At 67.5% G+C, this 12,674-nt stretch carries 6 protein-coding genes; 4 read left to right on the top strand and 2 right to left on the bottom strand.

Annotation, left to right across the window (positions count from 1 at the left end; translation table 11 throughout):
* Positions 1 to 61: 61 nt before the first annotated feature.
* The 4 genes from RCAP_RS17050 to RCAP_RS17065 all read left to right on the top strand — a co-directional run bounded on the left by RCAP_RS17050 (position 62) and on the right by RCAP_RS17065 (position 5,102).
* On the top strand, positions 62 to 1,207 hold the full coding sequence (locus RCAP_RS17050; protein ID WP_013069142.1) for a phosphoserine transaminase: 1,146 nt from the start codon (positions 62 to 64) through the stop codon (positions 1,205 to 1,207).
* 71 nt (positions 1,208 to 1,278) lie between these two features.
* On the top strand, positions 1,279 to 2,874 hold the full coding sequence (serA, locus tag RCAP_RS17055) for a phosphoglycerate dehydrogenase (protein ID WP_013069143.1): 1,596 nt from the start codon (positions 1,279 to 1,281) through the stop codon (positions 2,872 to 2,874).
* A 63-nt stretch (positions 2,875 to 2,937) separates the two neighbouring features.
* A complete protein-coding gene (locus RCAP_RS17060; RefSeq protein WP_013069144.1) occupies positions 2,938 to 3,669 on the top strand; it encodes a metallophosphoesterase family protein in 732 nt (243 codons plus the stop codon).
* 257 nt (positions 3,670 to 3,926) lie between these two features.
* Positions 3,927 to 5,102: an acetyl-CoA C-acyltransferase family protein gene (locus RCAP_RS17065; protein WP_013069145.1), complete on the top strand. Its 1,176-nt coding sequence runs from the start codon at positions 3,927 to 3,929 to the stop codon at positions 5,100 to 5,102.
* Positions 5,103 to 5,171: 69 nt separating this feature from the next.
* Here the strand turns inward: RCAP_RS17065 and pbpC are convergent, their stop codons facing one another.
* Together pbpC and RCAP_RS17075 are read right to left on the bottom strand one after the other, a co-directional pair.
* Complete coding sequence (gene pbpC / locus RCAP_RS17070) at positions 5,172 to 7,226, bottom strand: penicillin-binding protein 1C (protein ID WP_013069146.1); 2,055 nt, start codon at positions 7,224 to 7,226, stop codon at positions 5,172 to 5,174.
* Complete coding sequence (locus tag RCAP_RS17075) at positions 7,223 to 12,667, bottom strand: alpha-2-macroglobulin family protein (protein ID WP_013069147.1); 5,445 nt, start codon at positions 12,665 to 12,667, stop codon at positions 7,223 to 7,225. The genes pbpC and RCAP_RS17075 overlap by 4 nt, the downstream gene beginning before the upstream one ends.
* Positions 12,668 to 12,674: the final 7 nt, after the last annotated feature.

A 12,674-nucleotide genomic window follows, 5' to 3' on the forward strand; every position in this document is an offset into this window, starting at 1 on the left:
GTAGCAGCGACGGCGGGACACCCTTCCCCAACGAAGGGCGTTTATCTGGAAGGATAGCGACATGACGAATACTGCCCCGGCCAACCGTCCGGCGAATGCACGTTTCTCTTCGGGCCCTTGCGCGAAGATCCCCGGTTTCTCCCTCGACATGCTCTCGGATGCGCCGCTTGGCCGGTCGCACCGTGCCGCCATCGGCAAGAACAAGCTGAAAGAGGCGATCGACCTGACCCGCGAAATTCTGGGCGTGCCTGCGGATTACCGCATCGGCATCGTTCCCGCCTCGGACACCGGCGCCGTCGAAATGGCGCTCTGGTCGCTGCTCGGCGCCCGCAAGGTGACGATGTGCGCCTGGGAAAGCTTCGGCTCCGGCTGGGTCACCGATGTCGTCAAGCAGCTGAAACTTGACGCCGAGGTGAAAGAGGCTGGCTATGGCGATATCGTCGATTTCGCCACCGTCGATTTCAACACCGATGTCGTCTTCACCTGGAACGGCACCACCTCTGGTGTGCGGGTTCCGAGCGGCGACAAGATCCCGGCCGACCGCGAAGGCCTGACCATCTGCGACGCGACCAGCGCGGCGTTCGCCATGGACCTGCCCTGGGACAAGCTCGACGTCACCACCTTCTCCTGGCAAAAGGTGCTGGGCGGCGAAGGCGGCCATGGCGTGCTGATCCTGTCGCCCCGCGCGGTGGAACGGCTCGAAAGCTACACCCCGGCCTGGCCGCTGCCGAAGATCTTCCGCCTGACCTCCAAGGGCAAGCTGATCGAGGGCATCTTTGTCGGCGAAACCATCAACACCCCCTCGATGCTTTGCGTCGAAGATTATCTGGTGGCGATGAAATGGGCGAAAACCATCGGCGGGCTGAAGGGCCTTGTCGACCGGGCCGCCGCCAACGCCAAAGTGGTCTGGGACTTCTGCGACGCCAATCCGTGGATTGCCAATCTGGCGAACGACCCGGCGACGGCCTCGACCACCTCGGTCTGCCTCAAGTTCAATGACGCCCGCATCAAGGACGGCGCCGCCTTTGCCAAGGCCGTTGCCAAACGCCTTGAAAAAGAAGGGGTTGCGCTGGATATCGGCGCCTATCGCGATGCCCCGGCCGGTCTGCGGATCTGGTGCGGCTCGACGATCGAAAAAGCCGATGTCGAGGCCCTGATGCCGTGGCTGGCTTACGCCTTCGAGGCGGAAATCGCGGCGCAAGCCTGATTTCAGAACGGCGATGGGCGCAGGCCGCGCCCATCCTTTCCCACATTTCCGAAATTTCAGGAGCCCATGAAATGGTCCCCAAGGTTCTGATCTCTGACGAACTCTCCGACGCCGCCGTGCAGATCTTCCGCGATCGCGGCATCGAAGTGGATTTCCAGCCCAAGCTCGGCAAGGACAAGGAAAAACTGGCCGAGATCATCGGCAATTACGATGGCCTTGCCATCCGCTCGGCGACCAAGGTCACCGCGGCGCTTCTGGAAAAGGCGACGAACCTGAAAGTCGTCGGCCGCGCCGGGATCGGTGTCGACAACGTCGACAAGGAAGCGGCGTCGAAAAAAGGCGTGATCGTGATGAACACGCCCTTTGGCAACATGATCACCACCGCCGAACATGCGATCGCGATGATGTTCGCCGTTGCCCGTCAGATCCCCGAGGCCTCGGCCTCGACCCATGCGGGCAAATGGGAAAAGTCGAAATTCATGGGCGTCGAACTGACGGCGAAGACGCTGGGCGTGATCGGCGCGGGCAATATCGGCGGGATCGTCTGCGACCGCGCCAAGGGCCTGAAGATGAAAGTGATCGCCTATGATCCCTTCCTGTCGGAAGAAAAGGCCGAGAAGATGGGCGTGGAAAAGGTCGAGCTGGAGGAACTCCTGCGCCGCGCCGATTTCATCACCCTGCACGTGCCGCTGACCGACAGCACCCGCAACATCCTGAGCCGCGAAAACCTGGCGAAAACCAAGCCCGGCGTGCGCATCATCAACTGCGCCCGCGGCGGTCTGGTCGATGAAGAGGCGCTGGCCGAGATGCTGAAATCGGGCCATGTGGCGGGCGCCGCCTTTGACGTCTTCTCGGTCGAACCGGCGGAAACCAACCCGCTCTTCAACCTGCCGAACGTCGTCTGCACGCCGCATCTGGGCGCCTCGACCTCGGAAGCGCAGGAAAACGTCGCGCTGCAAGTGGCCGAGCAGATGGCGAATTATCTGCTGGATGGCGCCGTTGAAAACGCGCTGAACATGCCCTCGATGACCGCCGACGAAGCCCGCGTCATGGGGCCGTGGGTGAAGCTTGCCGAATATCTGGGCGCCTTCATCGGCCAGATGACCGACGAGCCGATCACCGCGATCAACGTCACCTATGACGGCACCGCCTCGACGATGAACCTGCGTGCGCTCGAATGCGCCGTCATCGCGGGCATCATGAGCCGGGTGAACCCGGACGTGAACATGGTTTCGGCCCCGGTCATCGCGAAGGAACGCGGGATCCAGCTTTCGACCACGACGCAGGACAAGTCGGGCGTGTTCGACGGCTACATCAAGATCACCGTCGTCACCGACAAGCGCGAACGCTCGATCGCGGGCACCTGCTTCTCGGATGGCAAGCCGCGCTTCATCCAGATCAAGGGCATCAACGTCGATGCCGAAGTCGGCCGCCACATGCTTTACACGACCAACAAGGACGTGCCTGGCATCATCGGCAAGCTGGGCACGCTTCTGGGCGAAAACAAGGTCAACCTGGCGAACTTCACCCTGGGCCGCGCGGCCGCGGGCGGCGAGGCCATCGCCATCGCCTATCTCGACGAGGCGCTGGATGCCAAAGTTGTGTCCGAACTTGAAGCCACCGGCCTCTTCCAGCAGGTGAAACCGCTGGAATTCAACATCGCCTGACCCTAGATTCAAGGCGTTACCAGGCCCTCCGCGACCGCGGGGGGCCTTTTCGTTGGAGAGACCATGCAAAGCTATGCAATCGGCGACATCCACGGCCAATATGACCTGATGATGCGCGCCTTCGACCGGATCGAGACCGACCGAACCCGCGAGGGCGCCCCCGACAGCCCCGTGGTGGTGCTGGGCGATCTGTGCGACCGCGGTCCGAATTCCGCCGGGGTGATCGCCCATCTGTTCGAGCGGCAGCAGACCGATGACACTCTGATCGTGCTCAAGGGCAATCACGACCGGATGTTCTCGATCTTCCTCGATGATCCCTTCGGCCGCGATCCGCGGCTGCGCGCCGAATACACCTGGATGCATCCGCGGTTGGGCGGGCCCGAGACGCTGGCCTCCTACGGCATCCGCGAACCGGCGAACCGGCCCACGGCACAGGTCCATGCCGAGGCACTCGCCGCCGTGCCGCCCGCGCATCGCCGCTGGCTGGCCGATCTGCCGCTCTTTCATCAGCGCGACGAAGCGATCTTCGTGCATGCGGGCATTCGCCCCGGCGTGCCGCTTGCGGCGCAGACCGAGGATGACCTGCTCTGGATCCGCGCCCCGTTTCTGGAAGACCCCCGCGATCACGGCGCGCTGATCGTGCATGGCCATACCGCGCTTGAGGTCCCGAGCCATTACGGCAACCGGCTCAATCTGGACAGCTCGGCCGGCTATGGCGGCCCGCTGTCCGCCGCGGTGATCGAGGGGCGGAAGGCCTGGCTGCTGACCGACCGGGGCCGGGTGCCGCTGGGCTGAGAACCTCGCATTAACCAATTCGGCGCATGCTTCCCGAAACAGCAACCGCGGGGGGCTTTGATGCGGAAACGAGTGACACCACGCCTGCGAACCCATTGGATCGTCACCCATCCCGAGGGAGAGGGGGGGCGCACGGAACTGCGGCTGGTCTGGGCCTTCGGCGCCTGAGGGAATGACGTTCCGTCACGCAAGGCCAAAGCCCTGTTCCCCGCCCCCGTGCCGGAGATAACCTTTCCGCATTGCAGCGGAGGGGAACCATGACCGGCATTGTCATTCTTTCGGGCGCACGGACCGCCATCGGCGGCTTCGGCGGCAGTCTTGCGGGCTTTGCGCCCGTCGATCTGGCCACCATCGCCGCGCGGGCGGCGCTGGAGCGCGCGGGCCTCGCGCCCGAACAGATCAATCAGGTGGTGATGGGCCATATCCTGAACACAGAACCGCGCGACATGTATGTCAGCCGCGTCGCTGCGGTGCAGGCGGGCGTGCCGGTCGAAACGCCCGCGATGAACGTGAACCGGCTTTGCGGCTCGGGGGTGCAGGCGATCGTCTCGGCGGCACAGGCGTTGATGCTGGGTGAGGGCGACTTCGCCTTGGCCGGTGGCGTCGACGTGATGAGCCGCGCCCCCTATATCCTGCCCGCCGCGCGGTTCGGGCAGAAGATGGGCGATGCGAGCGTGATCGACATGATGGTGGGGGCGCTGTCCTGCCCCTTCGGCACCGGCCACATGGGGGTGACGGCGGAAAACGTCGCCACCGAATGCGGGATCAGTCGCGCGGATCAGGACGCCTTTGCGCTGGAAAGCCAGACCCGCGCCGCGGCGGCGATTGCGGCGGGCGCCTTCAAGGAGGAAATCGTGCCCGTCGAGATCGCCTCGCGCAAGGGCACGATGATTTTCGACACCGACGAACACCCCAAAGCGACGACGCTGGAGAAACTCGCCGCGCTGAAACCCGCCTTCCTCAAGGGCGGCTCGGTCACGGCGGGGAATGCCTCGGGCATCAATGACGGTGCCGCGGCGCTGGTGATCGCGCGCGAGGAGGCCGCGATGGCGACCGGGCTGAAACCCTTGGCGCGCATCCGCGGCTTTGCCGTCGCGGGCGTGCGCCCCGAGGTGATGGGCCTTGGCCCGATTCCGGCGGTACGGCTTTTGTGCGAAAGGACCGGGCTGAAGCTCGGCGATTTCGACGTGATCGAAAGCAACGAGGCTTTCGCGGCGCAGGCGCTTGCTGTTTCACGTGCGCTTGACCTCGACCCGGCGCGGGTGAACCCGAACGGCGGCGCCATCGCGATGGGCCATCCGGTCGGTGCGACGGGGGCGATCCTGACGGTGAAGACGCTTTATCACCTGCACCGGACCGGCGGTCGGCTTGGCCTGATCACCATGTGCATCGGGGGCGGACAGGGGATTGCGCTCGCGATCGAGCGCCTCTGACCCCTGTCGCAAGGGCATATTTGGACCAAGAAAAAGCAGCTGTTTTTTCTTGGCAAAAATACGCCCTTCTCACGGTTTCAGCACGATCTGGCGGTGGTCGCTGCGCCCCTGCGCATCGAGCACGGTCAAGGACACGAAGCCCGGGCCGGTCAGGTCGAGCACGGTTTCCCGCGTGCGGCTGCCCACCAGCAGCGGCGCGCCATTCGCAAGCCAGGTGAAGGGCGGCGCGCCACCGCGCAGCTTCACCGTCAGCCCCTGCCCCGCCATCTCGATCTCGGCGCCCTCGGGTGGGAAGGTCACTTCCGGGGCGCCCGCGACCACCGTCGCAAAAGCCGCGTCGCGGGGGCGGAAGCGCTGCAACGGCTGCGGCAGCCGGGCATTGGGCAGGATCAGCGTCGCGGGCGGCGGCGGCGGCAGGGGGGCACGGGCGGCGCCGATGCGGTCGAAGAGTTCGAACAGCACCGGCGCCGCCAGCTCGCCGCCAAAGGCCCCGGGAACCGGCGTGCCATCGGCGCGGCCCATCCAGACGCCCGCGACATGGGCGCCGTCAAAGCCCAGCGCCAGCGCATCGCGATGGCCATAGGAGGTGCCGGTCTTGAAAGCGATCCGGTTCGGCGCCGCGCCGGGCGGCGGCGGAATGCGCGACAGGATATCGCTCACCTGCCAGGCCGCGACCGGGCCGAACAGCGCGCCATCCCGCGGACCGGCCTTGCCCGCCTCGGCCGAAAGCCGCAAGGGGCGGCCGAGCCGGGCCAGCGCCGCATAGGCCTGCACCAGATCCTGCAGGCTGATCCCCACCCCGCCCAGACTGACCGCAAGACCCGGCGGGGCGTCCGTTGGCAGCAGCACCTTCGCCCCGGCCTTGCGCAGGGCCGACAGCAGCCGTTCCGGCCCCAGGGCCTCGGTCAGGCTGACAACGGGGATATTGAGCGAGAGCGACAGGGCTTGCCGCACCGGCAGAGTGCCGCGAAAGCTGCGGTCGAAATTCTGCGGCCGCCAGGGGCCGAAGGCGACCGGGCGATCCTCGATCAACGTCTCGGGATGGGCCAGACCATCGTCGAAGGCCAAGGCATAGACGAAGGGTTTCAGCGTCGATCCGGGCGAGCGCGGCGCCTGGGTCAGATCGACGAAACCGGCCCGTTTCGCATCGGTCCAGGCCGCGCCGCCGACCGAGGCGAGGATCTCTCCGGTCCGGTGATCGGCGACCAGCAGCGCCACCGAGACCTGCCCGGCCTGCCCCGCCACCGCCCGGCCCGCCAGCGCCTCGGCCGCGCGTTGCAGCCCCGGCGCGATCGTCGTTTCGATCCGGGCGCCCCGCGGCGCGGCGGCGGCAAGCCGTTCGGTCAGATGCGGGGCGAGCGCGGGAAAATCCCGCCGCCGGGTCGGGATCGGCTCGGCCTTGGCGGCGCGCGCGGCATCGGGCGCCAGAACGCCTTCGGCGGCCAGACGATCCAGAACCCGGTCGCGGGCGAGTTTGGCGGCCTTTGGAAAGCGGTCCGGGCGGCGGGTCTCGGGCGATTGCGGCAGGGCGATCAGCAGCGCCGCCTCGGCCGGGGAAAGCCGCCGCGGTTCCTTGCCGAACCAGGCGAGGGACGCCGCCCGTACGCCTTCGACATTGCCGCCAAAGGGCGCCAATCGCAGATAAAGATCAAGGATTTGGGCCTTGCTCAGATGCCGTTCCAGCGCCAGCGCCAGCCGCGCTTGCCGCAGCTTGCCATCAAGCCTTCCGGTCGAGCCTTCCTCCAGCAGACGCGCCACCTGCATCGTCAGGGTCGAGGCGCCCGAGACCACCTGCCCGTTCCACAGCATCTGCCCGCCTGCCCGCAGCACGGCGATGGGGTCCACGCCGGAATGGTGGTAAAACCGGCCATCCTCATAGGCGACCAGCGCGGTCAGATAGGCCGGATCGACCGGGCCGGGCGCCAGGCGCCAGCGGCCGTCGGCGACCGGAAAGGCGCGCAGGATCGTGCCGTCGCGGGCCAGAACCTCGGTGCCGACATCGACGCCCAAGGGCGGCAGCGGCGCCGTCGCAATCCAGCGATCCAGCCCGTCGCGCAGGCCCGCCCCCGACAGCAGAAGAAGGGCGGCGGCGAAAACCCCCGCCGCCCGCAGGCGAGGTGTCATTCCACCGTCACCATCCCGGTGTCGCCATGCGCCCGCATGTCCGGGCGATACATGTCTTCGACCGAGGCCGCCGGATGGACGAAGGTCCCCGGGCTGACCGCGCGCACGACATAGGCCAGCCGGAAGGGCTGATCGCTTTGCCAATCCAGCGCGGCGAGGAACCGATCCTGCCGGAACTCGGTCGTCAGCGGGTTTTCCTCGACCGAAAGCCAGTCGAGCGCCGCCAGATCGCCCGCGCGGATCAGGTTCGGGTTGTCGATCTCGAAGCCCGCGGGCAGCGGATCGTTGACCATCAGCCGCGCTTCCTGGCGACCAAGCGGCTTGATTTCCAGCACCGTCACCAGCCGCGTGCCTTGGGCAACCTTCGTCGCGTCAACCTCCTCGCCCTCCAGCGTGTAGTAGCTGCGCGCAATCGCCCAGCCCTTGCCCCCGGCCTTTTCGGCGACTTCAGGCACGCCGACCGTGGTCAGGGTCAGGGTCTGCGGGGCGTCGCCGGTGTTCGCGATCGCCAGCGACCGCCCGGCCGTCTCGGCGTCGATCACCTTGACGAGCGGCCCGGTCACCGGAGCGCCATCCACCGTCAGACCCTCGGCCCCGGGCCGGTCGATCTGCGCATGGGCGGCCAAGAGCGTCCAGGTCGCCTCCTGCGTCGACAGGGGCGTGCTGCCCAGCCGCGCGATCACCGATTGGCCGACCGTCTCGGGATTGACCGCAGTCGAGCCCGATTCCGACGCCAAGGCAAGCACCGCCGCCGCATCGCGCAGGTTGGTGCCATAATCGTCCCGCCAGACCGGCTTTTCATCGCCCAAGGCCGAGACCGACTTTGCCGCCCGGGCAAACATCGCATCGGCCCGGGTCTGATCGCCATAAGAGGCCAGCGCCGCCCCCAGTTGCGCCATCGCCAAGGGCGTCGCGAAATCATCGCCCTTCACATCGGCGAAATAGCGCAGATCGCCGATCGAGGCCGCCCCTTCGCGCGCCAGCACCATCAGCTGATAGGCCAGAACCCGGCCGCCGCCATTCGAATTGCGGTCGAAATCGGGCGCGTAATTCACCTGATTGCGCAGGTTGTCGAGCGCGTTGCGGAAGGCCGTGTCCGGCACCGGATGACCGGCCTTGCGGGCGCGGCTGAGGAAATCGGTGACATAGGCATCCAGCCAGCCATCGCCCGACATCGGCCCCCAAAGCCCGAAAGCGCCGGTGGCATCCTGATTGGTCAGCACCTTGGAAACCGCCATTTCGATCCGCGCGTCGATATCCTTGGGCGTGCCCAGCTCCATCGCCTCGGCCACGGACGACAGATAAAGCAGCGGCAGCGCCGTCGAGGTGATCTGCTCGGTGCAGCCATAGGGGTAACGGTCGAGCGCCTGCAACAGCGCCGGGGTGTCAAAGCGGGCAATCGGCCCCGCCGCCAGCGTCGCGCGGGCGGAACCGGGCAGGAAGCCCGCAAAGACATTGGCGTCAAAGGTGAAGCTCTTGCCCGCGGCCAGATCGAACCGCGACTGCCGCGCCACCTCGGGGCTGTTGTCCTGCACGGGGATTTTCAGCACCTTTTCCAGCAGCTTGCCATCTGGCGTCGTCAGCGCCACCCGGATCTCCTGCACCCCTTCGGCCTTGGGCGCAGTGACCGGCACGGCGATTTCCGCCTTGCCCAGATCGGCCAGATCGAGCCCCGAGGGACGATCCCCCAGCACCAACCCGGCCGAGGTCACGTCGAGCCCCATCCGCCCGGAAGGCCCGGTGGCATGGACGATTTCCAGAAGCAGCCGCGAGCTGTCGCCGGGGGCCAGGAACCGCGGCACCGAGGCCGTCACCACCACCGGATCCCGCACCAGAACATCGGACGAGGCCTGCCCGACGCCGGTCTTCGACCAGACCACCGCCGAAAGCCGCACCGTGCCGTTGAAGGCAGGCAGGTCGAAACTGGTGCGGATCACGCCATCTGCATCCGCCGTCAACGCGCCCGAGAAATAGGCCACCAGCTCTTCCGTGGGCGGCGGCGCCTGCAGCGTCATGTCCCGCCCGGCATCGCCGCCGGAACGGATCACCCCCATCTCGCCGCTGCGACCGTCGATCAGCCGCCCGTAAACGTCGCGCAGCCCGACGCCCAGACGCCGCTGCCCGAAATAATGCGCCGCAGGATCGGGCGCCTTGAACCCGGTCAGGTTCAGAATCCCCAGATCCACCGCCGCAATCGTCGCGTAAACGGTCTCTCCCTTCTTCACGCCCGCGACCTTCAGCGCCACCGGCAAAGCCGCGCGCGGATCGGAGGCGGCAGGCACGTCGAAGGCCGCCTGCAGCTTGCGTTCGCCCGGATCGACCGTGGCATAGGCCAGCCCCATCGCCCGGTTCGGCGCCCGCGCCGGGGCCTCCTCGGCCAAGGGCCGCAGCACGGAGGCCGTCACATAGGCCCCCGCCCCCCATTCCTGCGTCACCGGCAGGTCGATGCTGTTTTCCCCGGCCTCGACCGCGAGGGATTTCAGCGCCACCACCCGGTTCGACAGGACCGAGACCAGTGCCACCCCCTTCGCAGGCGCGACGATGCGCAGATGCGCCGTGTCGCCCAGCGCATAGGCGGGCTTGTCGAGCGCCAGCTGCAGCCGGTCGGGGCTGGCCAGAACATCGGCGGGCGCATACCAGCCCGCGTCAAAGGCCATGCTGGCCGCCATCGCGCCGCTTTCCTCCTCGACGACAAGCTCGTATTGCCCCCAATCGACCTTGGCCGCGATCTGCAGCGGCCCGGCCGCGGTCAGATCGCCCCGGCCCTCGGCCACGCGAGAGCGCCGGGTGATCGGCTCCCAGTTCCAATAGCCATCGACCGCATACCACTGGTAGGTGGTCTCGACCTTGTTCACCACCCAATGCAGCGTCATCGGCACCGGCTGCAGATCCGGCCCCAGGGTCGTGACCTCGAAGCCGGCCTCTGCGCCTTCGGGCACGGCGCCCTCGGCAAATTGCGGCTTGATCCCCAGAACCGGCGCCGCGGGCATCACCAGACGCTTGATCTCGCGGCTGATCGGACGGCCCGAGCCTTCGCGGACTTCCACCGCAAAGGTCGCCTCGAGCGGCCGGTCGGCGGTCAGGGCCGCCTCGGGCAGCGAGACGGCGATCTCGGCCGCGCCGGTCTCGTCGGTCTCGCCCGCTTCCAGACTGTCGTAGATCGTTTCAAACGGCGTGTCGTGACGGCCGAAGACATAGCCCGCAAAGCCCGGAACCTCCGCGGCGGTGCGCAGCGCGAAGCTGCCCTCGGTGCCCAGCCCGGCCCCCGGAGCGCCAAAGAGATAGCGCGCCGAAACCCCGATCAGCGGCATGTCATCCCCGGCCAGAACGCCTTCGGGCAGGGTCAGGGTGGCGTCGATCCGTTCGGGCAGGAAGTCCTCGACCAGGAATTTGCCCGAGGCGAGCGGCTCGCCCTTGGGATCGGCGAAGATGTCGAGCCGCCAGGTGCCGCGCGGCGCCTGCGCCCCGATCGGCAGGGCGATGGTGTGCCCGCCCGCGCCCGCATCTTCGGTCAGGGCGCGGGAATATTCGACACCATCGGGCCGCAGCAGCACGGCGGTCAGCGGCAGGCCGTCAATCGCCTGCGTGCTGGCATCGCGGGCCAGAACGGTCGCATGCACGGTCTCGCCCGCGCGATAGGCGCCGCGGTCGGTGGTCAGGAAAACATCGATCGCGGGCGCGGGGGGCATGCCCTCGACACCGCGGTCGGACAGGTCGAATTCCGCATCGGTGAGCGAGAGATAGGCCAGATCCTCGCCGCGGCTGACCGCGATCAGCGCCGGGGCGGCATTGCCCTTGCCCGCGGCCTGTTCGGGGGCGAACTGCACCACGCCCTCGGCATCGGTCGTGGCCGTCGCGATCACCGCATTGGCCTTGGACACCAGCTGCACCGCGGCGCCCTCGACCGCAACGGCATCGGACAGGCCGCGCACCGCCACCGTCAGCCCGTCGGCGCCCGAATAGCTGGTCAGCCCCAGATCCGAGATCATGAACCATTGCGCCGCGGGCGGCTTTTCATAGGGGTCCGCCCCCGGCACCGCCGCGGTCAGCACATAGATGCCCGCCCCCAGCGGCCCGGTCACCTCCTGCACCGGCAGGCGGGTGGTCATGTCGCGGTTGACCTCCATCTTCACCTCGGCGCTGCCGTGCCAGACCTCTTCGGCATATTGGGTGTTGAAGTAATCGACCGACCAGCTGTCCATCGAACGGGCAAAGTAATCCTCGCGCATCGCGGCCACCAGATTGCGGTCCGACACCCGCAGGATCTTCAGATCCAGCCCCTTGAGGTTCACCGTCTGCACCGGCACGCCACTGTCGGCCCCGCGCGGCAGGATATAGGACCGGCCCGGGAAGCTGACCGCGGGCGCCCGGTCGCGCACATAGGCGGTGATCGTGACATCCTTGCCCAGCGTTTCCCCCGTCGCCGCAGGCAGGCCCTTGCGGAAGGTCAGCGCATAGCGTTGCCCGTGCTTCACCCCGCCGACACAGATCTGGTTCGCCGCGGCCTCGACCGACAGCCCGGTTTCGGGCAGCTGCACGAAGGGCGCGTAATCGACCCCGGTCTTCACCAGATCGGCGTTGAAATTCGCGCAGATCCGGGGACTTGCGCTATCCGCCTCGACGCTGTTGTCCTGAATGCGAAAGCCGTATTTGCCCTCGGCGTCCTTCAGCGCGGCGGCGATATCCTCGCGCGCGGAGAGCGTCGCCGCCAGCTGCAGCGCCGCCAGCGTCTCGCGGGTGCGACCGGCCTTTTCCAGCGCCTGCGCCAGAACGAAGAGCGCCTCGGCCTGACCGGCGGGCCGGGCCGCGCGCAGATAGCCGTTCACCGCCGCCGAGACCGAGCGGCCGACCGCCTCGGACTCCTCGAGCCGAAGGCCCAGCGCCGCATAATCCGTCCATTGATCGGCGGCATCGGAGAGAACGATCATCGCCCCTTCCAGCGCCTGCGCCCGCGTCCAGTCCGCCTGCGCCCGGGCCTGTTTCAGCCCCGCGGCCAGCTCCTCGGGGCTGGCGAAATTCGTCAGATGCAGCCGCCCCATCGCGCCCGCCAGCGCCGTCGCCTCGGCAAGACTGCCCTCGGACAGAAACTCCAGATCGGCGGCCCGGGTTTTGGCCCGGGCTTCGGCGCCCTTGTTCGCGGCCACCACCACGCCCGAAAACGCGCCCTGATAGGGCGCCATCGCCGTCACCCCGGCCTTCGGAAAACAGGAATTGTTGCGGGCGTTGAAGGTCACCGCCTCGCAGGCCGAATCGGCGAGACAGGCGGCTTCGCAGGCTTCAAGGCTGGTGTCGAAAATCTGTTGCAGATCCCGGCCCGAAAGGTCCATCCCCTCGGCGATCGACAGCCGTCGCTCGGGGACAAGGGGGAAATCCTGCGCCATCGCAGGGCCGATACCGCAAATCACCGCGCAGAAGGAAAGAAAGACCGAGGACAGACGCATGGAAACC

The organism is Rhodobacter capsulatus SB 1003 (assembly GCF_000021865.1).
GTDB classification, from domain to species: Bacteria; Pseudomonadota; Alphaproteobacteria; order Rhodobacterales; family Rhodobacteraceae; genus Rhodobacter; species Rhodobacter capsulatus_B.